Origin of the sequence: Bradyrhizobium sp. WBOS08, from assembly GCF_024585125.1 — a bacterium.
GTDB lineage: Bacteria > Pseudomonadota > Alphaproteobacteria > Rhizobiales > Xanthobacteraceae > Bradyrhizobium > Bradyrhizobium japonicum_B.
The window spans coordinates 5,159,642-5,184,290 of sequence record NZ_CP028988.1 but is presented as its reverse complement, the minus strand read 5'-3'; the positions used below and the strand labels follow the sequence as shown (position 1 = coordinate 5,184,290).

Below are 24,649 nucleotides of genomic sequence, written 5' to 3'. Positions count from 1 at the left end.
GCTCTTCCCTCGCCTCAGTTGACCACATAGACATCCGGATCGGCGCTGGAGCTCGGCTTCTTGAAAGCGTTGCGCAAGGCGGACGACATCGGGACGTTGTAATTGAGGCCGTTCGGCGGCGTCGGCGATTGCAGCCATTTCTTGTAGAGCACCTCGATCTCCGGGCTTGCGTAGAGCTCCGCTGTTGCCCGATCGGCCAGCGCCTTGAAAGGCGCATCCTCCCGCCGCAGCATGATGCCGTAAGGCTCCGGCTTCGAGAACGCCTCCTCGCTGATCATGTAGGCTTGCGGCTCCTTGGAGCGCGCGATCGCAACCGCCAGCTGCACGTCATCGAGCGCATAGGCCTGGGCGCGGTCGGTTTCCAGCAACAGGAAAGCCTCCGCCTGGTCCTTCGCCGGCATCACGTTGAGGCCGAGATTGCGTTCGGTGTTGACCTTGGCGAGCTGCGTCAGGTTGACCGAGCCGGCGACAGCCGTGACCGCCTTGCCCTTGAGATCGTCGATGGTGTTGATCTTCGCGGCCTTCTTGGCGGCGAACCGCGTCGCGCTGAGGAAATGCGTGTTGGTGAAGGCGACCTGCTTCTGGCGATCGGCGTTGTTCGTGGTCGCCGAGCAGTGCAGATCGAGCGTGCCGTTGACCATCAACGGGATCCGGTTCGACGAGGTCACGGCGAGCGTGTCGACGGCGATGTCGGGCATGCCCAGCTGCTTCTTCACGGCATCGACGATCCTGAGGCAGATGTCCATGGCAAAGCCGACCGGCTTCTGGTTGCCGTCCAGATAGCTGAACGGGACCGAGGCCTCCTGATAGCCCAGCGTAATCTTCTTGGTCTCCTTGATCTTCTGGAGCGTGCCCGTGAGGTCCTCGGCCGAGGCGGCACTCGCAAGACATGTCAGGGCCAGAATAACGGTAGGTAGACGCATCGGCTGCTCCTCAAGGGGTCTCGCGCCTCCTTGCCGGGCGCAATCGAGCGCGTTGATAGCGCAGGCGCGCACCGGCCGCCAGACGCGCTTGCGCCTATCAGCTATCCCGGCTTTCAATACGCGAGACGGCTCTTATGCGTCGATGCCGTGCCGGATCAGGATGCGCTCGGCGCTGTCGTTCCAGACATCCATCTTGATGATCTTGCCGTCGCGCACCACGAAGCGATCGACGTAACGGTTGCCCTCGAAAGGGGTCCCGTCCTTCCACTCGCCGTAGAGCGTGCCGACGCTGTAAACCACCGTTTCGCCGTCGCCGGGGCAGACGTCGAACCGGTCCATCTTCTTCTTGACCCAGCGGTAGCGCTTGGCGTTGAAGGCGGTCGGGCCGCGCGGATGATCGAACGTGTTTCCGCCGGTGAAGGTGATCACCGTGCCCGGCGCCATATAGGCTGCCGCAGCATCCGGATCCGGGATCATCGATGCCGTGAGATAGGCCTCCACGATTGCGGCGTCGGACAATGGAGCGGCTTCGGTTTTGACAGCGACGGACATGGCTGGGTCTCCCGGAATTTGCGGAATAGTACCGCCACTCGCACAAGATCCATGCATATATTTTGGACATTTGCCTCGCTACACTGCCGACAATCTGGAGCCGCCGATCCCGGCCGCTTGCCCTAAATTCGGCCCGCAAGAGCCATGATCACCCAGCCCGCCTTCGACCTGATCTTCCGTAACGCGCTGTTGCGATCGTCGGCCGCACCCGTCGATATCGGCGTGAAGGGCGGCCGGATCGCCGCGATTGAGCCACAGCTCGCCTGCGAAGCGGTCGACGTCGATCTCGGAGGGCATCTGGCTTTGCCCGGCTTCGTCGATACCCACATCCACCTCGACAAGGCCTGCCTGCTCGACCGCTGCGGGCACGATCACGCCAGTCTCGGCGACGCCATCCGGGCGGTGTCCGCGATGAAACGCGACTTCACCGTCGAGGATGTCTACGCCCGCGGCGCCAAGGTGCTGGAGCGCGCGATCGTGCACGGCACGACGCGGATGCGCACGCATGGGGAGATCGATCCACGGATCGGCCTGCGGAGCTTCGAAGCGGTGAAAGCGCTGAAGCGCGATTACGCCTGGGCCATCGACCTGTCGCTCTGCGTGTTCCCGCAGGAAGGCCTGACCAACGATCCCGGAGCTGAGGACCTGCTGATCCAGTCCTTGCGCGACGGCGGCGACGTGATCGGCGGCTGTCCCTATACCGACACCGATCCGGGCGCTCATCTCGAGCGCATCTTCGATCTCGCGCAGGAGTTCGACGTCGACGTCGACCTTCACCTGGATTTCGATCTCGATCCCTCCTGGTGGCATCTCGACGAAGTCTGCCGGCAGACCGAGCGGCGCAACTATCACGGACGGGTCGCGATCGGCCATGCGACAAAACTCTCGGCCCTGCCGCCGGATCGGATGAAGGCTGCCACCGCGCAGCTGGCAAGAGCCGGCGTCGCCGTCACCGTGCTGCCCGCGACAGATCTCTATCTGATGGGCCGCGAGTCCACCCACAACGCGCCGCGCGGGCTCACGCTCGCCCACAAGCTCGCGGGCGATGGCGTCGTGTGCTCGGTCGCGACCAACAACGTGCTCAATCCCTTCACACCGTTCGGCGACGCCTCGCTGCTGCGGATGGCGAACATTTACGCCAATGTCGCGCACGCATCGGTGAACGATTTCGACACCTGCCTCGATCTCGTGACCGAACAGCCGGCCCGGCTGATGAACCTTGCCGATTACGGCATCAAGGTCGGAAATCCCGCCGATCTCATCGTGCTCGATACGAAAGATAGCCGCTTCGCCATTGCCGAGCTGCCTGATGTCGTGATGGGCTTCAAGCGCGGCCGGCAGACCTTTGAGCGGCAGCGCCCCACCTTGTTCCGGCCCGGAACTTGAACCCTTTTCAGTCGAACACCAATGGTAGAATCGTCGGGACACGGAGCGGGATATCGGCCGTTCGCGCTGGTTTCACGGCCGATCTCACCCCAAATCCGAATCCGGTAGAATCCCGGACCGTAGCTGTGCGCATTGAACAAGAGGTCATCCGGATCATACTAAGGAGGCGCTCTGAACCATCCGGGTTCAGTGGGGAAGTCTGTCCATGTTCAACGCATTCAGTAGCCTCGATTATCGCTCCATTCGGGCCAACACACCTGCGGAAACCGCCGTCAAGCGACTGAACGGAATCGGCGAGGTCCTGTCGAGCCTCGATATCTCCACGATCCACACGCAGGACGACATGACCCGCGCGCTCTGGACGCTCGAGACCGCCGACAAGTGCATCCGGATGATCGTCTCGGAGTTCCGCACCGCGCCCGCCAAGGAACAGGTTGTCCGCAAGGCCAAGAGCCTGGTCGATGCGATCGAGCACGCTCGTGACGAAATCTCGAACTATCGCGACGGCCGCAGGGCGTTGAGCTGAACGCAGGCGCTCGGCCTCAGCGCTTGATCTTCGCCAAGATCCGGTCTGCCTCGGTCCGCCAATCGGCGCTGCGGGCGAACTCCTTGGTGCCCCTGGCGCCGAACATCCCTTCGTCGGCGAGATCGGCCACCCACGCCTGCCGTTCGGCAGTGCCCTGCGCGGACCATGGTGTCAGCCCCGCCTCGCGCACTGTCTCGGCGACCTCCCGCACCTCTTCGGCACGCCGGCGGCCGTGCTCGATCACGCGCTGGAAGCAATAGGCGCCCTGCTTCTCCCAGTCGATTCCGGGAAACGTCTCCGCAAGCGAGGCCAGCACCGCGTCTTCGACCCCATAGGCGCGCGCGGTGGTGAAGCTCTCGATGACCATGGCCTCGAGGCCCTTGATGATGATGCTGCGGCACATCTTCACCGCCGAGGACACGCCGAGCTCGTCGCTCGCGACCTTCGCCGCAAAGCCGATCGCATTCAGAAGCGGCTCGATCTCCCTCGCGCCGGGGCCGCCGAGCAGCAGCGGCACCTTGATGCGATAGGGCGGCACCGAGGTCATCACCGCGCCCTCGACGTAGCGGCCGCCTCCACCGTCGATCAGGGCCGCCGCGCGCTGCTTGGCGCCGGGAGAGGCCGAATTGAAATCGAGGAACCAGGTGCCCGGGTTGAGCGCGACGGCACAAGCGTTCGCCACCGGCACGGCCTGGCTGGCAGTGACGGCGGAGATGATGAAGTCGGATTTCTCAGCCAACTCGGCATGCGAAGCCGCGAGCGCCACACCGAATTTTGCCGCATGCTGCTGCAGCGAGGCGCCCTGCTCGCTTCCGAGCTTGATGTCGTAGGTTGACACCCTGATATCCTGCCGGCGCAAATCCTCGGCCAGGATCCGCCCGACCTCGCCATAACCAATCAGCCCGATCTGCCAGCGCTTCGGATCCGCCATCAGTTCAATCCTCGTGTCCTCTCGTCGAACAGCTCCTCGACCGCATAGCGGCGCGAGATCAGCGACTGCTGGAAGGCGTAATCGACGATCAGCTCGAGCGGCCTCCTGTTGGCCTCGATCCCGAACGGCACGAGATCGGGTTCCGCCGCAGGCCCCATCTGTTCCTTGTTCCGCTTGAGCAGATCATAGAGGCCCGCGACCACGTCAGGGCGCGATTTCGCCAGTTTCTCAGTCACCACCACGAGATGATTGACCGGCACGACGCCGCGCCGGGCGTACCATCTGGCGGCCTCGGCGGCAGGATCAGGAAATAGAGACTTGAGCCTGGGATCGTCGGAGGTTTCACCAAGCACGGCATCGAGCTCGCCGTCGAGCAGCATTGGCAGGATCTTCTTGTCCTTGGACGCGCGCTCGGTGGTGTCGACATACTCGGCGACGTGCGGATCCTCGAAGGTGATCCAGCGGATCCTGTCGAGATTGACGCCGTAATCGTTGGCGAGGATGCCCCTGATCCAGGCGCCTGTCGTCGTGGTGAACGAGCGGATGCCGACGCGCTTGCCTTCGAGATCGGACGGCCCGAGCGATCCACGTGCGGGATCGTAGAGCGCGTAGGAATGCTGGAAGCGGCCGAGCATGGTCGCCGGCAGCAGCACCAGCGGCTTGCCGTGCGCCTTCGCCATCAGATAGGTAACGATCGCCATCTCGCAGACGTCGAAGGCCTGCTCGCGCACCATCGGCTTGAACGCCGTGTTGGTCGGTGTGTACTCGATGAAGTCGAGATCGAACTGGTCGGAGCGGAGCTCGCCGCTCTTGACCGCCTGCACATGGCGGTGGTTGCCGAGCACGGCCTTCAGCTTGAGACGATCCATCCGCCTGCTCCGCTTGTGTTCGCCCTAGACGTCCTCGGGATTGTCGACGTAGACGAGCCCGGCCTTCGCCAGTGCCTCGCGCATGTTGTACATGTCAAGGCCAAGCTCGCCGGAGGCAAGCCGCTTACGCTTGCCGCCCTCGTCCGAGTTGCGCTTTCTCGCCTTGTCGGCGACCTCCGAGGCATAGCGCTTCGGCACCACCACGACGCCGTCGTCGTCAGCGACGACGACGTCGCCGGGATCGACGTTGACGCCGGCACAGACCACGGGAACGTTGACCGAGCCGAGCGTCGCCTTGACAGTGCCCTTGGCCGAGACCGCGTGCGACCAGACCGGAAATTCCATCTCGTGTAGCGCTTTGACGTCGCGGCAGCCGGCATCGATGATCAGCCCTTGCACGCCGCGCGCCTGCAGCGAGGTCGCCAGCAACTCACCGAACATGCCGTCGGTATTGTCCGTGGTGCAGCCGACGACGAGGATGTCGCCCTTCTTGCACTGCTCGACGGCGACATGGATCATCCAATTGTCGCCGGGCTGCGCCAGCACGGTGACCGCGGGACCGGCAATCGCCGCGCCCGGCCAGACGGGCCGCAAGTAAGGCTTCATCAGGCCGAGGCGGCCGTAGGCCTCATGCACGGTCGAGACGCCATACTCGGCCATGCCGGCAGGGTCGGCTCGCTTGATGTTGCGAACGACGACCGGCTTCATGCCAGCTCCTCTGCAACCGTCGGGAACAGGCGCTGATAGGCTTCGCCATAGGTCATGGGCACCCCGGTGTTGCGGCTGCCCTGGATGCCACGGTTGAGTGCGACGCGCTCGTAATAGCCCCACAGATGCTTCTGCGCGGCCAGGATCTGGAACGCTTCGTATTTCTCCTTCCAGACCTCGTCGATCCTCAGCAGCAGGTCGGGCTTGTAGTTGCACTGCTCCGGCTGGTGCGGCTCGAACAGGAACACCGGCGGCGCGGCATATTTGTACTGCGCGCCGGGCTTGTGGCCCATCGCCTGCGCGACCACACGGGTCTCCTGTGCGAAATGCGCCGCGTTGGGATGATCGAAATTGTACGGATCCTCCAGCGCATGCGTCAGCACGAAGCTCGGGTTGAGCTCGCGGTAGATGTCGACCATGCGGTCGAAATGCGCCTCGGTGAGCTTCAGCGGATAGTCGCCGCAGTCGAAGAACTCGATCTCGGCACCCAGCAGCTTCGCCGCGCGCTCCGCCTCGTCCTTGCGCCCCGCCTTGACCGATTCCAGCGTCGCGCCTTTCTCCTTCCAGGCGAACTGGCTCTCGCCGCGCTCGCCAAAGGACAAGCAGACGATCTTCATGCGATAGCCCTTCTTCGCATGCAGCGCGATAGCGCCGCCGGCGCGCCAGACGAAATCGCCGGGATGGGCGGTGACCACGAGACCTGTCTTCATGGGACGAACTCCCTTCTTTCGTTTGTAGCCATCAAATTGATCGACGCGCGATCATCGGTCGAACCCGAACAGGCGCGCGGGATTGTCGACGAGGATCTTCTGCTGAAACTCCGGCTCCGGCGCGAACAGCGGGATCAGATCGACGAGGTCTCCGTCGTTCGGCATCGCCTTGACGTTGGGATGCGGCCAGTCGGTGCCCCAGATGACGCGGTCGGGCGCGGTCTCGACGATCTTTCGTGCAAACGGCACCGCATCTGTGAACGGCGGACCGGCCGAGGACACCCGCTCGGAGCCGCAGATCTTGACCCAGCATTTCTCGTCGCGCTGCATCAGCTCGATCAGGATCCTGAACGGAAGCTGATCGAGCCCCTCGGCGGCCTTCACCCTCCCCATATGGTCGATCGTGTAACTCAGCGGCAGCCTTGCCAGCATATCGGCATAATCCGGCAGATCGATCGCGTCGAAATGCAGGTCGATGTGCCAGCCGAGCGGCGCGACCATGGCAATAACGCTGTCGAACACGCCCTTATCGGGCACGCCGCCGAGGTGGCGGACGAAATTGAAGCGGCAGCCGCGAAACCCGCCCTCGTGCAGCACGCGAAGCCCGCGCTCGGTGATGGTGTCGTCGATATTGGCGACCGCACGATAGGCGCCGTTGCTCTCAGCGATCGCATCGAGCGCGACCGTATTGTCGGTGCCGTGCACGCTGGCATTGACGATGACCGCGCGCTCGACGCCGAGCTTGGCATGCAGCACGCGAAAATCCTCCAGCGACGCGTCCGGCGGCGTGTAGGACCGATCCGGCGCATAAGGATACTTCGCGCCGGGCCCGAAGATGTGGCAATGCGCGTCGCAAGACAGCTTCGGCAGCTTGAACTTCGGCGTGCGCGTGTTCGGATCGGGCGGCGGAATGGTCGGCGTGTACATCATCGTCATCAGGTGAGCCCGCCGAAGCGAGACCGCTGTTTCAAGTCTTGCTGACGACCGGCCGGCGCCGCGCCGGCGCGGCATGATCGAGCGGCGGCGCCTGGAACGAGGCAACCGTCGCCTGCACCAATTGCTCGATGGCAGTAGCGGCATCGCCGCCGTCGGCCTCGCCGCGCGACAGGCGCGAAACGCGGTCCGGCGTCACCAGTGAATAATAGAGCGCACCGAGCAGGAAATGGCTGCGCCAAACGATCTCGGTGCGCGGAATGTGCGGCAGGCTTTCGTGGACCGCATCGATGAAGGCGTGGCTGGTGTCGTCAAACGTCTGCGCGATGATCTTTCGCGCGACCTCGTTGCCTTCGGCCGACATCACGGCGCGCAACCGCGTAAAGCGCGCCCCGCCGCCGGCGAGATCGCTGCCCGAGGTGAATGCCGGCACCACATAGGCGCGCACGATCGCTTCCAGCCGGTCCTGGAGATCGCGCACGCGCCGGGCGGCAGCGAGCAGCTCCGAGCGGCGCAGGTTCATCGGCCCGCAATGGCGGCGATAAATCTCCAGCAGCAGACCGTCCTTGGTCTTGAAATGATAGGTCACGCTGCCGGGATTGGCCCCGGCCGCGTGCGCGATGTCGCGCACCGAGACGGCATTGAAGCCGTTGGTGGCGAACAGCTCCTCGGCCGCGGCGAGGATTGCCTCGCGCATATTCGGCTTGCGCGCCGTTTCCTTACTGGTGGGCTTGCGGACCATGTGATTTGTACTATCGTACAAAAGATCAGGTCTCGTCAACAAGAACCGTATCGGCGTACGGGACGGCATGGAGATCGCCGCTCGGACGCGAATGCCTACAAGGAGTGCTGAAAAAATGCTGGGTTTGAACAAGAGGATCGGCGGTTTGATGCTGGGTGCCGGTCTGCTGCTGGCGGGCGGCGCGCAAGCCGCCGACAATTATCCAAGCAAGCCGGTGCATATTCTGGTCCCCTACGCCGCGGGCGGTGCGGTCGACGTGCTCGCGCGTACACTGGGACAGGCGCTGGCGAAAAGCTGGGGCCAGCAGCCGGTGGTTGACAATCGTCCCGGCGCTGGCGGCATCGTTGCCTCGCAAGCGCTGACGCAGGCCGCACCCGACGGGTACACGCTGATCCTCGTCGCGAGCGGCCATCCGCTCAACCAGTTCATCTATCCGAGCGTGCCCTACGACACGTTCAAGGATTTTACCGCGATCACGGAGGTCGCCTCCTCGCCGCTCGCGATCGTGGTGGCCAAGGACAGTCCCTACAAGACTCTCGGCGATCTCCTGGCGGCTGCGAAGAAGGAGCCGGACAAGCTCTCCTACGGCATGTCAGGCAACGGGACGTCCGCGCATCTGGCCGGCGAGCTGTTGAAGTACATGTCCGGCACCAAGATCGTCTCCATTCCCTATAAGGGTGGCGCACCGGCGTTGACCGCGGTGATATCAGGCGAGATCCCGCTCAGCATCAATCCGCTCGCCGAAGCGATCGGCCAACTCGAGGGTGGCCCGGTGCGCGCGCTGGCGGTGACCTCGGCCGAACGCTCGAAGGCGTTGCCGAACGTGCCGACGGTCGCGGAGTCCGGCGTGCCCGGCTACGACGTCTCGGTCTGGTGGGGCGTCCTCGGCCCGGCGAAAATGCCGCCAGAAATCGTGGCCAAGCTCGAAACCGACCTCAAGGCGGCGCTGCAGGATGCGAATGTGCAATCGACGCTGGGGAAGATCGGCGCAACTCCAGTCGGCTCGACGTCCAAGGAGTTCGACGCCTACATGCACGCCGAGGCGACCAAATGGGAGCCAGTGCTGAAGGCTGCCAACATTCGCGCGCAGTGAAGCGCGCACGTCCTTTGATCCGCTTTTTGCGCGCGTGCCGGCGCAGAGAGTGCGGCGACACGTGGCGCGCGGGACTCGATACCTTCCGCGCACTTTAATTCCGGTTGCTCCAGGTCAACGCAACAACATGGACAAAGCGTCATTTGTGTTTTTCACGGCTCTGCGCGAGCACTGTCTGGAAGGCACCGAGGACGACGAATGAGCAAACCCGCATTGTTGAGGCTGCATCGCTGGATCACTTTGGTCTTCGCCCTTCCCTTGCTCGCGATCATCGTCACCGGCCTGATCCTGTCGATCGAGCCCCTCGTGCAAACGAGTGGCATGAGCGGGGCCGCGATCGAGGCCGGCCGTGTCATCGAGCTGGTGAAGCGATACGATCCCGACGGCAAGGCGCGCGGGCTCTCCATCGACGCGGGCAGCCACAGCATGACGCTCCGGGGCACCGACGTGCCGCCGATCGATCTTGCAACCGGCGAAGCCGCGTCGGCGGGTGCGACACTGTCGAATCTCTTCCTCTGGGCACGGGTCACGCATGAACGTCTCATGGGACAGGCCTGGCTGGTGACGGCATCCACGCTGGCCATGGTGGTCGTCATGCTGCTCGGCATCGTCATGGGATTGCCGCGGCTTCGCAACACGCTGTCGGGATGGCACAAGGCAACCGCCTGGTTCACGCTGCCGCTGATCCTGCTCAGTCCCCTGACCGGCCTGTGCCTGGCGTTCGGCCTGACGTTCCAGGGTGGAGCTGCTCCGGCCGCAGCCGGCCGCCCTCTGGCCCTGACGGACGCGGTCCGCATGGTCGCGGCCTCGCACGAGCTGTCGCATCTGATCTCGATCGGCACGCGCGGCGGCCGCATGATGGCAAGACTTTATGACGGCGGCGAGTTGCGCGCCTATGCCGTCACGTCGTCCGGGGTCGCCCCCCTGCCACGCAACTGGCCGCGCCTGATCCACGAAGGAAACTGGTCGGCCCTGATCGCCGCGCCGCTCAATGTCGTGACGTCGATCGCGCTGCTGATCCTGCTCTCGACCGGCCTGCTGATCTGGGCGCGGCGAACGTTGCGCAAGCGGCGACCGCGTGCGGAGGGGCCGGCCGACGCGGCAATGGTCGGCGCCGGCTGATCGCGCGGGAGGGTCAATTGCGCGCGCCCGCCCGTACCTTCTCCGGTGCGCCGCGCTGGAGGAGATCGCCATCGTTGTCAGCCGAGGGGATCAGGATCGCGCGATCGCGCGGCAGCGCTTCCGGCATCTCGTCACGGATGAAGGCGATCAACTTCTCTCGCATCTCGCAGCGCAGATCCCAGGATTGCGGTGCGTTCCGTGCGCTGACCAGCGCGCGCAGCTCGATCGTGCGCGCATCCGCGTCGATCACCTGAAGATTGACGACGGCCCCGTCCCACAGCTTGGACTGCTTCACCGCCTCCTCCAGCCAGCGCCGAATGCGCGGAACGTCGGCGCGATAATCGACATGGAGCGCGATCACACCGATCAGGGATGCGGTGTCGCGGGTCCAGTTCTGGAACGGCTTCTCGATGAAATAGGACAGCGGCACCACCATCCGGCGCCAGTCCCACAGCCGGATCACAACATAGGTCGCGGCGATATCCTCGACCCAGCCCCACTCGTTCTCGATGATCACCGCGTCCTCGATGCGGATCGGCTGGGTGATCGCGATCTGCAAGCCCGCGATCAGGTTGCTCAGCAGCGGGCGCGCCGCAAGGCCGACGATGATACCGGCAGCACCTGCCGAGGCGAACAGGCTGACGCCGTATTGCCGGACCGAATCGAACGTCATCAGCGCGGTCGACACCGTGATGATGACGATGATGGTGTCGGTGACGCGCTTGAACACGCGGACTTGCGTGACGTGCTTGCGTGCGACGAAATTTTCGGTGACATCGCGGAAATTCTGCAGGTAGCGCGCCGCGCTCATGTCGACGATCCTGATCGAGATCCAGCCGATCAGTGCGATGACGGCGACGACGAACAGGCGCATCATCGGCGTGCGGATCGTGTCGTCGAGCGGCGCGAGCGGCAGGACCAGGGCGACGGACGCCAGGCACAGCGCCAGCTGGGCCGGGCCGGACGTCCGCTCGATGAATACGCTCAGCAGCGGCAGGCGGGTGCCAAAGGCCCGGTTGAGCAGCCATTTGGCGATCCGGTAGAACGACAGTGCAAGGAGGATTGCTGCCGCAACGAGGCTGAGACCGATGAACCATGACGGTATCCAACCGAACATCCCGTCGATGTCGGCCAACATGGCCTGCCAATGCATCGCCATTCCCCAATCTGCTCTGCGATAGCCGGCTCAACGCCTCTCGGCCGGCTTCGCTCCCCCGCCCTGTGCAACGCAGCATCCCATAGGTGCAAGTGTCGCCGAACTGGGCTAGTTAGGAGCGCTCATGACTCGACGTAGCGGCAGCGCCGATCTTCCCCTGCACACCGGACGGGTTCCCCCCTGGCTGGCGAGCCGCATGGCCACGCTCGGGTCGATCGTGACGCAGGCGATCGTGCATCATTACGGCCGCGATGCATTTCTGCAGCGGCTGTCCCATCCGTTCTGGTTCCAGTCGTTCGGCGCCGTGATGGGAATGGACTGGCATTCCTCCGGCATCACGACGTCCGTGATCGGCGCGTTGAAGCGCGGGCTGGGACCGCTCCAGGACGAGCTCGGGATTTATGTCTGTGGCGGCCGGGGCCAGCATTCGCGCAGGACTCCGGACGAGTTGATGCAACTCGGCGAGCGCGTCGGATTCGACGGCGCAAAGCTGACCCGCGCCAGCCGCCTGGTGGCGAAGGTCGACAGCGCGGCCGTGCAGGACGGCTTCGACCTCTATCTCCATGGCTTCTTCGTCACCGCCGACGGCAAATGGACGGTGGTGCAGCAGGGCATGAACGGCGACAAGCGCCAGGCCCGCCGCTATCATTGGCATTCCGAGGCGCTGAAGAGCTTCGTCGATGCGCCGCATAGCGCGATCGACGGGCCGCAACAGGGCGAGATCGTCAATCTCACCGACCATCGCGCCGACGTCTCGCGCACCGCGCAGCTCGATCTCCTGGATGACCTCGGTCCCGATCGCATCGTCTCCGAATTCGAGCGGCTTGTCGGAACTGCGTCCGAGCCGGCCCAGGCCATGCTGCCGCATCTGTTCATGCCCGCACATCACGACGTCAGACCGAAGGACGTATTCGCGCGCCGCCTGCACGGCACGCTGGCCGCCGCGGCCGAGCGCGGCCCGGTCGACTTTCCCGAATTGCTGCTGACGCCCGGCGTCGGCGCCCGCACCGTGCGCTCGCTGGCGATGGTCGCTGAGGTCGTGCACGGCGCGCCCTATCGCTTTGCGGACCCGGCGCGTTTCTCGCTCGCCCATGGCGGCAAGGACCGGCATCCCTATCCCGTGCCGATCAAGGTCTATGACGAGACCATCCGCGTGCTGAAGGGCGCGATCCAGGGTGCCAAGCTCGGACGTGAGGAAGAGATGCAGGCAATGAAACGGCTCGACGATCAGGCCCGGCGGCTGGAGCGGACTGCGCGCGGGCCTTCGGTGGAGGCCTACATCGCCAATGAGCGCGCCGCCTCGCCCGATCTCGACGGCCGCTCCGTGTTCGGCTGGGAACGCGACCTCGCGCCCACAAAAAAGCGGACCGGCTGAACGCCGGTCCGCTAGTTGGTCGGGAGGAACGCTGTCAGGTCTCGTCGGTCTCCGGCTTCTCGTCGAGCCGGTTGGCGGCGTGATCCTGATATTGTTCGGTCTGGATGGTCTTGCCGTCCATGCCGCGGATGTCCGAATGCTGCTTCTTGTCGCGGTTCGACAGGACCATGTTGTCGCCGATCATCTCCTTGGGGATTTCGGTCATGCCGCCGGTGCCGTCGCCCTTGCCGTGCATGCCGGATCTGAAATGCGTCTTGCTGCCGTGCCCACCTGGCATCGGTTTCTCCTCTTGCAGTGAACCGCTTCGTCTTCCGTTGCGGGTGTCGCATCGGATTCGGTCTTTACCTGCCTCCACCCTTGCCCGCCTCGTCGTGCGCGTGATGGGAGTCGTGCTCGCCTCCGCCGCCCGAGACACGGCTATGATTGCGTTGCGAATTGTCGGCGGGCGGCTTCTTCACCTCCAGCGGCGCCTTCGCGTTCTCGTGTGAGGCGCCGGGTCCGCCCTGGCGGATGCTGTTCGGGGTCTTGGTGGATGTCGACATGGATGTCGTCCTCCTCAACGATCCTGCTGATAGCCCTGATTGGTCGTGTTCTGCTTAATGTTGCCCTGCTGTCCCTGCTGGTCCGGATTTTCCGCACGCTGCTGGCCATGCGGCATCTGATCAGCGGACATCTGCTTGCTATCGCCGGTTCCCTTGCGGCTCTGATTTTCCGGCGGAACAGGTGGCATCTTGCTGGTCATGACTTGTCTCCCGTTCGAACGTGCGAGGGGACAACAGGACGAGCGGCGCAGCGTTCCTGGACGATGTGCGACAAAGATTGCCCAAAGGGAGACTCGCGTCAGCCAGCCGCGGTGAGGGAACGATCGAGGCTCGCTTCACTGCGCGCAGTCGCCGGTGTTCCACCCCTGTCTGTCACCGGAAGCGTCGCGATCGCACGCAAGCCCGGTCGCTTGCGCCAGTGGACCTCGGCGGGATCGACCGCCAGGCCAAGTTTCGGCCAGCGCACGAACAGCGCTTCCAGCGCACAGGCCGCCTCGATGCGCGCGAGCTGATGGCCGAGGCAGAAATGGATTCCCGTTCCGAACGAGAGATGGCGGTTCGGCTTGCGTTCGAGGTCGAGGCTTCCAGGGCGATCATGCATCGCCGGATCCATGTTCGCGGCGGCGAGCATCACCATGACCCGGTCGCCCTTGCTCAGACGTACGCCTTCGACTACGACATCCCGCCGCACGTAGCGCGGCTTGGAGAACTGGACGGGAGAGACGAAGCGCAGGAACTCCTCGACAGCGAGCCCGACCCGGCTCCAGTCCTGCTCCAGCCAATCGCGCAGGTTCGGACTTCTGAGCAGCTCGAAAGCGGAGCCACTGATGAGATGCGTGGTGGTCTCCGACCCCGCCGCGAGCAGCAGAAAGACCATCGAGACCATTTCGTCCGGCGTGATCTGGCCGCCCTCGCGCTCGACCTGGACCAGCTCGGCAATCAGGCCTTGGCCGCCCCGTTCGCGCGCGATCTGCAATTGCTGTTCAAGATAGGTGCGCATCTTGCGAAACGCCCACAGCAGGCGGAAGAAGCTGACGACGTTGGTCAGCGAGGACATCGTATTGGCCCAGGCGATGAAGCGGGGACGATCGGCCAACGGCAACCCGAGCAACTCCGAGATCACCGCCAGCGGCAGGATGCGCGCGTAGCGCTGGACCAAATCGGCCGGACTTCCCGCCGAGAACAGCTCGTCGGCGAGACCGTCGGCGATGGCGCGGATACGGGGTTCCATCGCGACGATCGCGCGGCGGCGAAAGGCCTCGTCCACGATGCTGCGCAGCCGGGTGTGATCCGGCTCGTCCATCGTCAGCATGTTGTTGGCGATGGTCCTGACGTAGCGCGGCATCCACCAGCGCAGACCGGCGACGTCGCCATCTTCCTTTCGCAACGTGAAGGTCGCGCCGTCCTTCAGGATCTGCGCAGTGGCGTCATGGGTTGTGGTGATCCAGACGTCGCCGATGAGAGGGAATCGTGTCGCAACCACCGGCCCGGACATGCGCAACGTCGCAATGGCCTCGGGCGGATCGCGAAAGAAGGCCTCGCTGGTGAAATCGAGGCGCACACTCATGGGATCACCGGACTGATTGCTGGCGTCTCACCCAGATGGTGCGTGGCCCGGCCGGCGCAAGTGCCGGCTTTCCCTCGGAACGAGACGCGCCTATCCGCGCTCCGGCGAACGCTGCCCCGTCTTGCGCTGCTGCTGCGTATAGGCGTCCCAATGGCTCCAACTGCCATTGCTGAGGCTCTGCAGGTCGGTTGCGAGCGGACGGCGCGTGCGCTTGTCGTGATCGGCGATGACGCGTTCGGACTGCGCGATCTTGCGCTTGATGTCCGCCACCGCTTTCTGGGTCTGGCCGTTCCGCTTCGACGATGCGATCTCCCCCATCGTGAAGCGCGCGGTCTCGAGCGCCTTCAACTCGGCGCGATTCTTCCTCAACTGAACCCGGTGCCAGGCGATGTTGCTGTCGCTGTCCGCAACCATGTGGGAACTCCGCTGATTCGCTCCCACAGTGTATCAAGCGCCGAATCGGCGCCGCAACGCCCGCCCGAGGGCGAAAATACGGTCTTTTGCGGACTTAGCGCTCGGCGAAGGCCTTTTCGACCACGAACTGGGCCGGCTCGCCGTGATTGCCCTCGACGAAGCCGCGCTCGCCCAGGAGCACGCGGGTGTCCGCCACCAGCGCGGGGCTGCCACAGATCATGACGCGGTCGTGGGCGGCTTCCAGCACCGGCAGGCCAATATCGCTAAACAGCTTGCCCGAAATGATCAGATCGGTGATGCGGCCGCGATTGCGGAACGGATCGCGGGTCACGGTCGGATAGTGGATCAGCTGCCCGCGGATATATTCGCCGATCAGCTCGTCCTGCGGCAGCGTCTGGGTGATCATCTCGCCATAGGCGAGCTCCTTGACGTGCCGGCAGCCATGCAGCAGCACCACCTTCTGGAACCGCTCATAGGTCTCGGGATCCTTGATCACGCTCAGGAACGGCGCAAGGCCCGTGCCGGTGCCGATGAGGTAGAGGTTGCGCCCCTCCTCCAGATTGTCGATCACGAGCGTGCCGGTGGCCTTGCGGCTGACGATGATCTCGTCGCCTTCCTTCAGGTGCTGCAACCGCGACGTGAGCGGGCCGTCCGGCACCTTGATCGAGAAGAACTCCAGCGTGTCCTCGTAATTGGCGCTGGCGACGCTGTAGGCCCGCAGCAGCGGCTTCTCGCCGACCTTGAGCCCAATCATGGTGAATTCGCCGTTGCGGAAGCGGAAGGTCGGGCTGCGGGTGGTCTTGAAAGAGAACAGCGTGTCGGTCCAGTGGTGGACGCTCAAAACGCTTTCCTGATTGAAATTGCTCATCTCACCTTCCCTGTCGCGTCAATTGCGGTCTTCGAGGCGGGCCAGCTATGCGTCGTTTGTACACGATCATTCGTATACTAATGAATAATCCGGCTTGATCCCGCGGTCAAGGCTGCTCAAGATCGCAAGCGTTGCAGTTAGGAATAAGGAGCCCTTTCCATGGCGCATGACGCACCCCAGGCCGCCGGACCCTCCAAGCTCGTGATCCGGAATATCGGCCTGATCCTGTCCGGCGCCCTGGAAAAGCCGATCCTGGACGGCGACACCATCGTCGCCGAGAACGGCAAGATCACCGCCATCGGCCGCTTCAAGGACGTCGATATCGAGGGTGCGACCACCATCGTCGACGCCCAGGGCACCACGGTGGCGCCGGGCCTGATCGACAGTCACGTTCACCCCGTCGCCGGCGACTGGACGCCGCGCCAGAACCAGATCAACTGGATCGACAGCTACCTCCATGGCGGCGTCACCACCATGATCTCCGCCGGCGAGGTGCACATGCCCGGCCGTCCCCGCGACGTGGTCGGCCTCAAGGCCATGGCGGTGTTCGCCCAGCGCGCGTTCTGGACCTTGCGTCCCGGCGGCGTGAAGGTTCACGCCGGCGCGCCGGTGATCGAATGCGAGATGGTCGAGGAAGATTTCAAGGAGATGGCCGCCAACGGCGTCAAGCTGCTCGGCGAGGTCGGCCTCGGCGGCGTCAAGGACGGCCCGACCGCACGCAAGATGGTGGGCTGGGCGCGCAAATACGGCATCCAGAGCACGATCCACACCGGCGGCCCCTCGATCCCCGGCTCCGGCCTGATCGACAAGGACGTGGTGCTGGAGGCCGACACCGACGTGGTCGGCCACATCAACGGCGGGCACACCGCGCTGCCCGACGACCAGATCCGCTGCATCTGCGAGGGCTGCAAGCGCGGGCTCGAGCTCGTGCACAACGGCAATGAACGCTCGGCCCTGTTCACGCTGCGCACCGCGCGGGAGATGGGCGACCTGCACCGCGTCATCCTCGGCACCGATGCGCCCGCCGGCTCCGGCGTGCAACCGCTCGGCATCCTGCGCATGGTTTCGATGCTGTCCTCGCTCGGCGATCTGCCGGCCGAGATCGCGTTCTGCCTCGCCACCGGCAACACCGCGCGGATGCGGCAGCTCGATTGCGGCCTGATCGAGGTCGGCCGCTCCGCCGACTTCGTCATCATGGACAAGGCGCAGCACTCGCCCGGCAAGAATATCCTGGAGAGCGTCCAGCTCGGCGACCTCCCCGGCATCGGCATGACCATCATCGACGGCATCGTGCGCACCCAGCGCAGCCGCAATACGCCGCCGGCCGGCAAGGTTCCGGAGGTGGTGGCGAAGTGACCCAGGCGGAGCGGCCGACCGCTCCGCATCGTCCCTCGAAGGGTTTGAACAAGTTTGCGGCCTGCTGCGTCTAACGCAGGCAGCCCTCGGCGGCGGCAGTTCATTGCTGGACCATCGAGGGGGACATGAAAAGCTCATCGCGAATAGCCGTCGGCGTTGCCGGCGCGGTGGCGGGCTATATCGCCACTTTTGTGCTGTTGTCCTTCTTCGATTTCGGCAACCGGGCGGACCCGATCACATCGGGCCTGCTGGGACTGTTCGTCTACTCTCCCATCGGCGCAATCGCCGGCGCGGTGCTGGCAAGCTGGCTGGTGACGCGCCCAGAGACGGACGCAAGCAACGGAAGCGTCGCCCGCACCAGTCTGAAGTCCCTTGGTATCGTCGCACTCTTCTGCGTCGCAGCCGCCGCCACTTACCTCGCTTACGCCTATGCGACCGCGACGCCGTGGCTCAATCCGAACGCGGCCAATGCGCTGCTCGTGTTCGAGGTCCGTTTTCCGGCGGGAGTAGCAATGCCGACGTCAGCACAGGGCATCAGCATCGAATTGCAAACCGACCTCAACACCATGCCGGGTGAAGTGAACCCGACCGCCTTCTATCGCGACGGCGACCAGCCTGTCATCGCAGGCGAGGTCGAACTCGCCTTTCGAACCTCCCACCGTCAACTCGCTGTGAGCATCCAGGGCCAGCCGACCCGAATTTATCCGATCGACTTGACGGCCCGTGCCCCGCATACGCCGGAGTTCGGCACGTGGCGGCGGCTCAGCGATGGCAGCGAAATCCGCTACCGCGCCAAATGGCCGGGCAAGACTTAAACCTCGAGAACGGCTCTCTTTAGAAGTTTCACAACGCGAACAGATCTGCGCTCCTTGTCCAACTGCCGTAGGGTAGGCAAAGGGCGCAAAGCGCCGTGCCCATGATCTCTTGCTGATTGAGAAAGATGGTGGGCACGCTACGCTTTGCCCACCCTACGCACTACGGCACGTCGCTACCGCAGCTTGTTCAGCAGCGCCATCAACGTCTCGCGCTCCTTGGCATCGAGCGGGGCCAACGTCTCGCGCGTGACCGCCAGCGCATTGGGCGCCAACTTCTCCGCAAGCTGCTGGCCGGCTCGCGTCAGGCTCACCAGCAGGCGCCTTCCATCCTCGGGATCCTGGCTGGTCTCGGTCAGGCCGCGCGCCGTGAGGCGGTCGATCACGCCCTTGATGGTGGCGACATCCATCGCGGTCAGGCGGCCGAGCTGGTTCTGCGAGCACGGACCGGTCTCGGCGAGCTTGGACAACGCCGCCCATTGCGTCGGCGTCAGATTGGTGCCGATATCGCGGGCGAAGATCGAGCTGTGGCGCTGCCAGACCTGGCGCAGGATGAAGCCGACCTGCTCGTCGAGCACGTAAGGCGGTTTTGCCGGTTTGACGTTCTTCTTCGCCGTGACGCTTCTCGCCATCCGTTTCCGCCTTTACAACGACAGATGCGCGTCGCGGATATCAGGACGCGCGTCGAGCTCGGCCATGGTGCCGCCGAAGCAGATGCGCCCGCGCTCGATGATGTAGGCGCGATCCGAGATCAGCCGCGCGAAATGCAGGTTCTGCTCGGAGACGACGATGCTGACGCCTTCCTTCTTCATGGTCAGGATGGCATCGACCATCTGCTCCACGATCTTCGGCGACAGGCCTTCCGAGGGCTCGTCGAGCAGCACCAGCGAGGGATTGCCCATCAGCGTGCGTGCGATCGTGAGCATCTGCTGCTCGCCGCCGCTCATGCGGCCGCCCGGTCGGTTCTTCATCTCACCCAGATTGGGAAACAGCGCGAACAGCTTTTCGCGCGTCCAGTGCGGCGCGTTCGCACGTTTCGGCTGCTTGCCGACCTCGAGGTTTTCCTCGACGGTCAGGTCAGTGAAGATTCGCCGCTCCTCCGGCACGTAGCCGAGCCCTCCGCGTACGATCTCGTGGGTCGGCTTCGCCGAGACATCCTTGCCCTCGAACATGATGCGGCCGGAGCGCTGCGCGACGAGGCCGACGATCGAGCGGAACGTGGTCGACTTGCCGGCGCCGTTGCGCCCGAGCAGCGCGACGACCTCGCCCTCGCCGACCTCGAAGCCGATGTCGAACAGGATATGGGCCGGGCCGTAATGGCTGTTGAGGTCCTGCACCGTGAGCTTCATGCGGATGCTCCCTCGCGGTGGCGGGGATCGTAGACCAGGCCCTCGCCGAGATAGACCGCCTGCACCTGCGGATTGCCGCGCACCTCGGCCGGCGAGCCCTCGGCGATCAGCGCGCCGCGGTTGAGCACGATGATGCGGTCGGCATGCTCGAACACCACGTCCATGTCGTGCTCGGTAAAGAGCACGCCGATCGATTTCTCACGCGCGATCTGCGCCGTCAGCCGCATCAGGTCGACGCGCTCGCGCGGCGCCATGCCGGCGGTCGGCTCGTCCATCAATAAGAGCTTGGGCTGGTTGGCGAGCGCCACCGCAAGCTCGAGCCGCTTGAGATCGCCATAGGCGAGCTCGCCGCAGGGCCGATCCGCATAACCGCCCATGCCGACCAGTTCGAGCAGCCGGCCGGCCTCATCGCGGTCGAACTTGGGTGCCGAACCGAACAGATTGAACAGCTGCCTCCCGTGCGAGATCAGCGCGACTTGCACGTTCTCGCGCACGGTCATGGTGGCGAAGGTCGCGGTGATCTGGAAGGTGCGCCCGACGCCGAGCCGCCAGACATCGCGCGGCTTTCGGCCGGTGATCTCTTCGCCGAGCAGGCGGACGTGCCCGCTATCAGGCATGTTCTGGCCGTTGAGCATGTCGAAGCACGTGCTCTTTCCCGCACCGTTCGGCCCGATCAGCGCCAGGATCTCGCCGGCGCGCAGTGAGAACGAGACGCCGCGCACGGCATGGATGCCGCCATAGGATTTGGTCAGGCCTTCGACCGCGAGAAGTGGAGGTGCAACGCTCATTCGGCAGACTCGATCGGCTTGGCAAGCAGAGGTGAGGCCGGCGGCGGCGCTTTCCTGCGGCGCTGCGCCAACGTTTCCAGCATGCCGACGATGCCCTTGGGAAAGACGACGACGATCAGCATGATGAAGCCGCCGAGCACGAGCTTCGACAGATCGGTCTGGCTGACCAGCCAGATGTTGAGCGCCTTGTAGATGATGGCGCCGATCACCGCGCCCGACACCGTCTCGACGCCGCCGAGCAGCACCATGACCAGCGCGTCGACCGACAGCGAGATGCCGAGATTGTCGGGGAAGACGCTGCCCTTGAGGTAGGCGAACAGCGCGCCGCCGATGCCGGCAGTCGTGCCTGCGATCACGAACGCCGTCCACTGGATGCGCTTGGCGTCGATGCCGATTGCTTCGCTGCGCAGCAGCGAGTCACGCGTGGCGCGAAGCGCGTAGCCGAAGGGCGAGAACACCATGGCCCGCAGTGCGACGGTGACCAGCGCCGCAACGCCGAGCGCCAGCCAATAGAAGTGCGACGGGCTCGCCGCCCACTTTTCCGGCCAGACGCCCAAGATGCCGTTGTCGCCCCCGGTCACGCTGACCCATTGGAACGCGATCGACCAGACGATCTGCGCAAAGGCCAGCGTCAGCATCGCGAAATAGACACCGGAGAGCTGCACGGCAAAGAAGCCGAACACGGCGGCGCCCATGCAGCCGAGCAGCGGCCCGAGCAAAAGGCAGACGAGCATCGGCAGCCCCGCCATCTTGGCAAGGAATGCGACGCCGTAGGCGCCGAGCCCGAAATAGGCGGCATGGCCGAACGACGCGAGCCCGCCGACCGACATCAGGAAATGCAGGGAGACGGCGAAGATCACGAAGATCGCGATCTCCGACCCGACGGTCAGCAGATAATTGCCGGCGAACAGCGGCAGCGTCGCCGCGATGACCAACGCCGCAAGCGCGGCCAGCCGCTCGTTGGACGTCAACGGCCGCCACGGATTGACGGTGAGCCCCGGCGTCTTGCGCGCGGGCGCCTCCGGCTTGCCGAAAAGGCCCCAGGGCCGCACGATCAGCACCACCGCCATCACCAGAAAAACCAGGATGATCGAGATCTTCGGAAAGATCAGGATACCGAAGGCATTGAGCTCGGAGACCAGCACCGCCGCGACGAAGGCGCCGATGATGCTGCCGAGGCCGCCGATCACGACGACCACGAAGACCTCGACGATGATGCGCAGATCCATGGCGTGATGCACGGCATCGCGCGGGATCTGGAGGGCGCCGCCGAGGGCTGCGAGGAAGACGCCGACCGCGAACACCGATGTGAACAGCCATTTCTGATTGACGCCGAGGGCTGCGACCATGTCGCGGTCCTGCGTCGCGGCGCGCACCAGGACGCCCCACCGCGTGCGCTGAAACAGCAGCCAGAGGATACCGAGCACGACCGGCCCGAGCACGATCAGGAACAGATCGTAGCTGGGGATGTTCTGGCCGAAGAAATCGATGGCGCCCCTAAAGCCCGGCGCGCGGCGGCCGACGAGATCGTCCGGCCCCCAGACCAGCACCACGAGATCCTCGACCATCAAGGTCAGGCCGAACGTTGCGAGCAACTGAAACAATTCCGGCGCATGATAGATGCGGCGCAGCAGCACCATCTCGACGATGACGCCGATGACTGCCACCGCAAGCGCCGCCAGCACGATGCTGCCCCAGAAGCCGAACGCGCCGGACAGGCGCTCGGTCAGCGTGAAGGCGATGTAGGCGCCGATCATGTAGAAGGCGCCATGCGCGAAATTCACGATCCGCGTCACGCCGAAGATGATCGACAGGCCCGAGGCCACCAGGAACAGCGACGCCGCGCTGGCGAGACCGGTCAGAAACTGTACGACATAAAAGGCCATCGGCGGTCCGGGTTGAGTGATGTCGTAGGGTGGGTTAGCCCAGCGACAGCGCGGAGCGCTGGCGCCCGGCGTAACCCACCATCTCGTGTGCCGCAGAAGGTGGTGGGTTACGCCTTCGGCTAACCCACCCTACGCAGCGGAATTCGGAACGGCTCGTTAATCCTTCGGACGCAGCTTCGCGACCTCGGCATCGCTGGGCAGATAATCCGCACCCTTCTTGTAGGACGAATCCACCATCACGCCCTTGCCGTCCTTCAGCGCGGTCTTGCCGACGAAGGCACCGAGCGTCGACTGGTGATCGATCTTGCGGAAGGTGATCTCGCCGAACGGTGACGGCATGGAGAGCCCTTCCGCGGCCGCGATCAGCTTCTCCGGGTCGGTCGAGCCGGCCTTGGCCAGGATTGCCGCTGCCGCCTTGATGGTCTGGTAGCCGACGATCGAGCCGAGGCGCGGATAGTCGTTGTACTTGGCCTGGTAGGCCTTCAGGAACGCATCATGCTCGGGCGTCTTGATCGAGTACCAGGGATAGCCGGTGACGATCCAGCCCTCGGGCGTCTCGTCCTTGAGCGGATCGAGATATTCGGGCTCGCCGGTCAGGAACGAGACGACCTCGCGTCCCTTGAACAGGCCGCGGGTGTTGCCTTCACGCACGAGCTTGACGAGATCGGCGCCGAAGGTGACGTTGAGGATCGCTTCGGGGTTGGCGGCGGCAACGGCCTGCACCACGGGACCTGCGTCGATCTTGCCTTGCGGCGGCCATTGCTCGTCGACCCACTGGATGTCCGGGCGCTTCTCCGACATCAGCTTCTTGAACACCGCGACCGCCGACTGGCCGTACTCGTAATTCGGCGCGATCGTCGCCCAGCGCTTGGCCGGCAGCTTGCTGGCGGCTTCCACCAGCATCGCGGCCTGCATGTAATTGGAGGGGCGCAGGCGGAAGGTGTATTTGTTGCCCTTCGACCAGGTGATGGCGTCGGTCAGCGGCTCGGCTGCGAGGAAGAACACCTTCTTCTGGTTGGCGAAGTCGCTGACGGCAAGGCCGATGTTGGAGAGGAACGTTCCGGCGAGCATCGCAACCCCCTCGCTCGACACCAGCTCGTTGGCCGCGGTCTGCGCGTCCGCCGGCTTGCCGCCGTCGTCCTTGGAGACGACGACCAGCTTCTTGCCGTTGATGCCGCCAGCCGCGTTGACTTCCTCGACCGCGAGCTGCCAGCCCTTACGATAGGGCTCGGTGAACGCCGGCAGCAGCGAATAGCTGTTGATCTCGCCGATCTTGATGTCCTGCGCCATGGCCGAATGAGCCATGCCGCCTGCCAGGAGCGCGAAGGCCGCTCCCACAAAAATGATTCTCGCTCGCATCCCAACCTCCAGTTTTTGAACTCTTTGACGTCGTCCGCGTGACCTTGTCGGGAAAGCTGTGCCCGCCTCCCCGGCCTCAAATCCTATCTCAGACCGTCTTCGCCCTTGATCTCCGCGACCGTGAGCCCGCCGACGCGCGGCAGCGGACGGCCGCTGTCGGTGACGGCGACGGCGACCATGATCTCGTTGGCGCGCGGCGCATCGTTGATCTGCACCTCCATGCCGTCGAAATGGCTGCGCACGAAGGCCGCATCCTTGTGCCCCAGCGGAATGTCGAGCGTCGTGCCCGGCCCGCTGCGCTTCTTCGACGACGGGATCAGCGCCGCGCCCTTGCTCAGCACTTTACGCACGGGCGCCCCCATCTTGGGGTGGAGGATGGCGGCGGCATGCTCCAATTCACCGTTCTCGCCGACGGCCGCTGCCTTGCCGTAGCTCTGCGCCTTCGCGCCATCGATGCCGAGCGCAGCCACCGCGCGCTTCGACAGCAATTCTCCCAGCTCCTCGCCGATCGCGATCAGCGGCGAAAGATCCTCGACATATTGTCCAGCGAAGGGATTTTCGATCACCGCGATCGCAGCCGCACGCCGCGTCGGGGGCGACACCTGCCGGCCCATCTCCATCTGCGTCTCTTCGACGACGGTGACGATCTTGCGGATGATCGCGCTCATGTTTCGCTTCCCTG

General features: G+C 64.6%; 28 protein-coding genes. 7 read left to right on the top strand and 21 right to left on the bottom strand.

From position 1 onward, the window contains the following. Positions 1-14: 14 nt before the first annotated feature. The gene (locus tag DCM80_RS24200; RefSeq protein ID WP_028135726.1) at positions 15-923 is read right to left on the bottom strand and encodes an amino acid ABC transporter substrate-binding protein; all 909 of its coding nucleotides are present in this window, start codon (positions 921-923) and stop codon (positions 15-17) included. Positions 924-1,055: 132 nt separating this feature from the next. Then, complete coding sequence (locus DCM80_RS24195; protein ID WP_257194046.1) at positions 1,056-1,475, bottom strand: nuclear transport factor 2 family protein; 420 nt, start codon at positions 1,473-1,475, stop codon at positions 1,056-1,058. 144 nt (positions 1,476-1,619) lie between these two features. Between DCM80_RS24195 and DCM80_RS24190 the strand changes: the two genes are divergently transcribed. Further along, a complete protein-coding gene (locus DCM80_RS24190) occupies positions 1,620-2,861 on the top strand; it encodes an amidohydrolase family protein (RefSeq protein ID WP_257194045.1) in 1,242 nt (413 codons plus the stop codon). Positions 2,862-3,066: 205 nt separating this feature from the next. Next, positions 3,067-3,387: a hypothetical protein gene (locus tag DCM80_RS24185; protein ID WP_257194044.1), complete on the top strand. Its 321-nt coding sequence runs from the start codon at positions 3,067-3,069 to the stop codon at positions 3,385-3,387. A 16-nt stretch (positions 3,388-3,403) separates the two neighbouring features. On the opposite strand, the gene DCM80_RS24180 is transcribed toward DCM80_RS24185, so the two are convergent. From DCM80_RS24180 to DCM80_RS24155, 6 genes are read right to left on the bottom strand one after another with little or no spacing between them, the layout of a single operon-like run. Beyond that, positions 3,404-4,318 carry an NAD(P)-dependent oxidoreductase gene (locus DCM80_RS24180; protein ID WP_257194043.1) on the bottom strand — a complete coding sequence of 305 codons (915 nt, stop codon included), beginning with the start codon at positions 4,316-4,318 and terminating at the stop codon, positions 3,404-3,406. Beyond that, positions 4,318-5,187: a hypothetical protein gene (locus DCM80_RS24175; protein ID WP_257194042.1), complete on the bottom strand. Its 870-nt coding sequence runs from the start codon at positions 5,185-5,187 to the stop codon at positions 4,318-4,320. The genes DCM80_RS24180 and DCM80_RS24175 overlap by 1 nt, the downstream gene beginning before the upstream one ends. 24 nt (positions 5,188-5,211) lie before the next feature. Next, positions 5,212-5,895 (bottom strand): 4-carboxy-4-hydroxy-2-oxoadipate aldolase/oxaloacetate decarboxylase, encoded by a 684-nt coding sequence (locus DCM80_RS24170; RefSeq protein ID WP_257194041.1) that lies wholly within the window; start codon positions 5,893-5,895, stop codon positions 5,212-5,214. After that, positions 5,892-6,605 (bottom strand): PIG-L deacetylase family protein, encoded by a 714-nt coding sequence (locus DCM80_RS24165; RefSeq protein ID WP_028135719.1) that lies wholly within the window; start codon positions 6,603-6,605, stop codon positions 5,892-5,894. The genes DCM80_RS24170 and DCM80_RS24165 overlap by 4 nt, the downstream gene beginning before the upstream one ends. A gap of 51 nt (positions 6,606-6,656) precedes the next feature. Beyond that, positions 6,657-7,541, bottom strand: a complete 885-nt coding sequence (locus DCM80_RS24160; RefSeq protein WP_257194040.1) for an amidohydrolase — start codon at positions 7,539-7,541, stop codon at positions 6,657-6,659. 31 nt (positions 7,542-7,572) lie between these two features. Further along, positions 7,573-8,280 (bottom strand): TetR/AcrR family transcriptional regulator, encoded by a 708-nt coding sequence (locus DCM80_RS24155; RefSeq protein WP_257180903.1) that lies wholly within the window; start codon positions 8,278-8,280, stop codon positions 7,573-7,575. A gap of 115 nt (positions 8,281-8,395) precedes the next feature. On the opposite strand from DCM80_RS24155, the gene DCM80_RS24150 reads away from it, so the two are divergent. Together DCM80_RS24150 and DCM80_RS24145 are read left to right on the top strand one after the other, a co-directional pair. Further along, complete coding sequence (locus tag DCM80_RS24150) at positions 8,396-9,373, top strand: tripartite tricarboxylate transporter substrate binding protein (protein WP_257194039.1); 978 nt, start codon at positions 8,396-8,398, stop codon at positions 9,371-9,373. A gap of 198 nt (positions 9,374-9,571) precedes the next feature. Next, a complete protein-coding gene (locus DCM80_RS24145; RefSeq protein ID WP_257194038.1) occupies positions 9,572-10,495 on the top strand; it encodes a PepSY domain-containing protein in 924 nt (307 codons plus the stop codon). Between the two features lie 13 nt (positions 10,496-10,508). Here the strand turns inward: DCM80_RS24145 and DCM80_RS24140 are convergent, their stop codons facing one another. Then, a complete protein-coding gene (locus tag DCM80_RS24140) occupies positions 10,509-11,648 on the bottom strand; it encodes a mechanosensitive ion channel family protein (RefSeq protein WP_257198031.1) in 1,140 nt (379 codons plus the stop codon). 127 nt (positions 11,649-11,775) lie between these two features. Here DCM80_RS24140 and DCM80_RS24135 point away from each other — a divergent pair, with 127 nt between their 5' ends. After that, the gene (locus tag DCM80_RS24135; protein ID WP_257194037.1) at positions 11,776-13,026 is read left to right on the top strand and encodes a DUF763 domain-containing protein; all 1,251 of its coding nucleotides are present in this window, start codon (positions 11,776-11,778) and stop codon (positions 13,024-13,026) included. A 34-nt stretch (positions 13,027-13,060) separates the two neighbouring features. Here the strand turns inward: DCM80_RS24135 and DCM80_RS24130 are convergent, their stop codons facing one another. The 6 genes from DCM80_RS24130 to DCM80_RS24105 all read right to left on the bottom strand — a co-directional run bounded on the left by DCM80_RS24130 (position 13,061) and on the right by DCM80_RS24105 (position 16,417). Continuing rightward, positions 13,061-13,303 (bottom strand): hypothetical protein, encoded by a 243-nt coding sequence (locus DCM80_RS24130; protein ID WP_028135713.1) that lies wholly within the window; start codon positions 13,301-13,303, stop codon positions 13,061-13,063. A 64-nt stretch (positions 13,304-13,367) separates the two neighbouring features. Further along, positions 13,368-13,568, bottom strand: a complete 201-nt coding sequence (locus tag DCM80_RS24125) for a hypothetical protein (protein WP_257194036.1) — start codon at positions 13,566-13,568, stop codon at positions 13,368-13,370. Between the two features lie 14 nt (positions 13,569-13,582). Further along, positions 13,583-13,768: a hypothetical protein gene (locus tag DCM80_RS24120; protein WP_257194035.1), complete on the bottom strand. Its 186-nt coding sequence runs from the start codon at positions 13,766-13,768 to the stop codon at positions 13,583-13,585. 98 nt (positions 13,769-13,866) lie between these two features. Continuing rightward, positions 13,867-15,135 (bottom strand): cytochrome P450, encoded by a 1,269-nt coding sequence (locus DCM80_RS24115; RefSeq protein ID WP_257194034.1) that lies wholly within the window; start codon positions 15,133-15,135, stop codon positions 13,867-13,869. Positions 15,136-15,225: 90 nt separating this feature from the next. Beyond that, positions 15,226-15,549 (bottom strand): hypothetical protein, encoded by a 324-nt coding sequence (locus DCM80_RS24110; protein ID WP_257194033.1) that lies wholly within the window; start codon positions 15,547-15,549, stop codon positions 15,226-15,228. Positions 15,550-15,643: 94 nt separating this feature from the next. Further along, positions 15,644-16,417, bottom strand: coding sequence for a ferredoxin--NADP reductase (locus DCM80_RS24105; RefSeq protein WP_257194032.1), 774 nt, complete (start codon positions 16,415-16,417; stop codon positions 15,644-15,646). Positions 16,418-16,576: 159 nt separating this feature from the next. On the opposite strand from DCM80_RS24105, the gene DCM80_RS24100 reads away from it, so the two are divergent. Beyond that, positions 16,577-17,773 (top strand): amidohydrolase family protein, encoded by a 1,197-nt coding sequence (locus DCM80_RS24100; RefSeq protein WP_028135707.1) that lies wholly within the window; start codon positions 16,577-16,579, stop codon positions 17,771-17,773. Positions 17,774-17,898: 125 nt separating this feature from the next. Then, positions 17,899-18,588, top strand: coding sequence for a hypothetical protein (locus tag DCM80_RS24095; RefSeq protein WP_257201824.1), 690 nt, complete (start codon positions 17,899-17,901; stop codon positions 18,586-18,588). A gap of 173 nt (positions 18,589-18,761) precedes the next feature. Here DCM80_RS24095 and DCM80_RS24090 read toward each other — a convergent pair whose 3' ends face one another. From DCM80_RS24090 to DCM80_RS24065, 6 genes are all read right to left on the bottom strand, one after another. Further along, positions 18,762-19,217 carry a MarR family winged helix-turn-helix transcriptional regulator gene (locus tag DCM80_RS24090; RefSeq protein ID WP_257194030.1) on the bottom strand — a complete coding sequence of 152 codons (456 nt, stop codon included), beginning with the start codon at positions 19,215-19,217 and terminating at the stop codon, positions 18,762-18,764. A 12-nt stretch (positions 19,218-19,229) separates the two neighbouring features. Next, the gene (locus DCM80_RS24085; protein ID WP_257194029.1) at positions 19,230-19,934 is read right to left on the bottom strand and encodes an ABC transporter ATP-binding protein; all 705 of its coding nucleotides are present in this window, start codon (positions 19,932-19,934) and stop codon (positions 19,230-19,232) included. After that, positions 19,931-20,722: an ABC transporter ATP-binding protein gene (locus DCM80_RS24080; RefSeq protein WP_257194028.1), complete on the bottom strand. Its 792-nt coding sequence runs from the start codon at positions 20,720-20,722 to the stop codon at positions 19,931-19,933. The genes DCM80_RS24085 and DCM80_RS24080 overlap by 4 nt, the downstream gene beginning before the upstream one ends. After that, positions 20,719-22,608, bottom strand: coding sequence for an ABC transporter permease (locus tag DCM80_RS24075; RefSeq protein ID WP_257194027.1), 1,890 nt, complete (start codon positions 22,606-22,608; stop codon positions 20,719-20,721). Before DCM80_RS24075 ends, DCM80_RS24080 begins: the two co-directional genes overlap by 4 nt. 156 nt (positions 22,609-22,764) lie before the next feature. Then, the gene (locus tag DCM80_RS24070; protein ID WP_257194026.1) at positions 22,765-23,967 is read right to left on the bottom strand and encodes an ABC transporter substrate-binding protein; all 1,203 of its coding nucleotides are present in this window, start codon (positions 23,965-23,967) and stop codon (positions 22,765-22,767) included. An 83-nt stretch (positions 23,968-24,050) separates the two neighbouring features. After that, positions 24,051-24,635 carry an amino acid synthesis family protein gene (locus DCM80_RS24065; RefSeq protein ID WP_126261219.1) on the bottom strand — a complete coding sequence of 195 codons (585 nt, stop codon included), beginning with the start codon at positions 24,633-24,635 and terminating at the stop codon, positions 24,051-24,053. Positions 24,636-24,649 lie beyond the last annotated feature (14 nt).

What these genes read in the sequence shown, in the direction of transcription:
- DCM80_RS24200 (WP_028135726.1), bottom strand. Translation starts at nt 923, where the DNA reads ATGCGTCTACCTACCGTTATTCTGGCCCTGACATGTCTTGCGAGTGCC.
- DCM80_RS24195 (WP_257194046.1), bottom strand. Translation starts at nt 1,475, where the DNA reads ATGTCCGTCGCTGTCAAAACCGAAGCCGCTCCATTGTCCGACGCCGCA.
- DCM80_RS24190 (WP_257194045.1), top strand. Translation starts at nt 1,620, where the DNA reads ATGATCACCCAGCCCGCCTTCGACCTGATCTTCCGTAACGCGCTGTTG.
- DCM80_RS24185 (WP_257194044.1), top strand. Translation starts at nt 3,067, where the DNA reads ATGTTCAACGCATTCAGTAGCCTCGATTATCGCTCCATTCGGGCCAAC.
- DCM80_RS24180 (WP_257194043.1), bottom strand. Translation starts at nt 4,318, where the DNA reads ATGGCGGATCCGAAGCGCTGGCAGATCGGGCTGATTGGTTATGGCGAG.
- DCM80_RS24175 (WP_257194042.1), bottom strand. Translation starts at nt 5,187, where the DNA reads ATGGATCGTCTCAAGCTGAAGGCCGTGCTCGGCAACCACCGCCATGTG.
- DCM80_RS24170 (WP_257194041.1), bottom strand. Translation starts at nt 5,895, where the DNA reads ATGAAGCCGGTCGTCGTTCGCAACATCAAGCGAGCCGACCCTGCCGGC.
- DCM80_RS24165 (WP_028135719.1), bottom strand. Translation starts at nt 6,605, where the DNA reads ATGAAGACAGGTCTCGTGGTCACCGCCCATCCCGGCGATTTCGTCTGG.
- DCM80_RS24160 (WP_257194040.1), bottom strand. Translation starts at nt 7,541, where the DNA reads ATGACGATGATGTACACGCCGACCATTCCGCCGCCCGATCCGAACACG.
- DCM80_RS24155 (WP_257180903.1), bottom strand. Translation starts at nt 8,280, where the DNA reads ATGGTCCGCAAGCCCACCAGTAAGGAAACGGCGCGCAAGCCGAATATG.
- DCM80_RS24150 (WP_257194039.1), top strand. Translation starts at nt 8,396, where the DNA reads ATGCTGGGTTTGAACAAGAGGATCGGCGGTTTGATGCTGGGTGCCGGT.
- DCM80_RS24145 (WP_257194038.1), top strand. Translation starts at nt 9,572, where the DNA reads ATGAGCAAACCCGCATTGTTGAGGCTGCATCGCTGGATCACTTTGGTC.
- DCM80_RS24140 (WP_257198031.1), bottom strand. Translation starts at nt 11,648, where the DNA reads ATGCATTGGCAGGCCATGTTGGCCGACATCGACGGGATGTTCGGTTGG.
- DCM80_RS24135 (WP_257194037.1), top strand. Translation starts at nt 11,776, where the DNA reads ATGACTCGACGTAGCGGCAGCGCCGATCTTCCCCTGCACACCGGACGG.
- DCM80_RS24130 (WP_028135713.1), bottom strand. Translation starts at nt 13,303, where the DNA reads ATGCCAGGTGGGCACGGCAGCAAGACGCATTTCAGATCCGGCATGCAC.
- DCM80_RS24125 (WP_257194036.1), bottom strand. Translation starts at nt 13,568, where the DNA reads ATGTCGACATCCACCAAGACCCCGAACAGCATCCGCCAGGGCGGACCC.
- DCM80_RS24120 (WP_257194035.1), bottom strand. Translation starts at nt 13,768, where the DNA reads ATGACCAGCAAGATGCCACCTGTTCCGCCGGAAAATCAGAGCCGCAAG.
- DCM80_RS24115 (WP_257194034.1), bottom strand. Translation starts at nt 15,135, where the DNA reads ATGAGTGTGCGCCTCGATTTCACCAGCGAGGCCTTCTTTCGCGATCCG.
- DCM80_RS24110 (WP_257194033.1), bottom strand. Translation starts at nt 15,549, where the DNA reads ATGGTTGCGGACAGCGACAGCAACATCGCCTGGCACCGGGTTCAGTTG.
- DCM80_RS24105 (WP_257194032.1), bottom strand. Translation starts at nt 16,417, where the DNA reads ATGAGCAATTTCAATCAGGAAAGCGTTTTGAGCGTCCACCACTGGACC.
- DCM80_RS24100 (WP_028135707.1), top strand. Translation starts at nt 16,577, where the DNA reads ATGGCGCATGACGCACCCCAGGCCGCCGGACCCTCCAAGCTCGTGATC.
- DCM80_RS24095 (WP_257201824.1), top strand. Translation starts at nt 17,899, where the DNA reads ATGAAAAGCTCATCGCGAATAGCCGTCGGCGTTGCCGGCGCGGTGGCG.
- DCM80_RS24090 (WP_257194030.1), bottom strand. Translation starts at nt 19,217, where the DNA reads ATGGCGAGAAGCGTCACGGCGAAGAAGAACGTCAAACCGGCAAAACCG.
- DCM80_RS24085 (WP_257194029.1), bottom strand. Translation starts at nt 19,934, where the DNA reads ATGAAGCTCACGGTGCAGGACCTCAACAGCCATTACGGCCCGGCCCAT.
- DCM80_RS24080 (WP_257194028.1), bottom strand. Translation starts at nt 20,722, where the DNA reads ATGAGCGTTGCACCTCCACTTCTCGCGGTCGAAGGCCTGACCAAATCC.
- DCM80_RS24075 (WP_257194027.1), bottom strand. Translation starts at nt 22,608, where the DNA reads ATGGCCTTTTATGTCGTACAGTTTCTGACCGGTCTCGCCAGCGCGGCG.
- DCM80_RS24070 (WP_257194026.1), bottom strand. Translation starts at nt 23,967, where the DNA reads ATGCGAGCGAGAATCATTTTTGTGGGAGCGGCCTTCGCGCTCCTGGCA.
- DCM80_RS24065 (WP_126261219.1), bottom strand. Translation starts at nt 24,635, where the DNA reads ATGAGCGCGATCATCCGCAAGATCGTCACCGTCGTCGAAGAGACGCAG.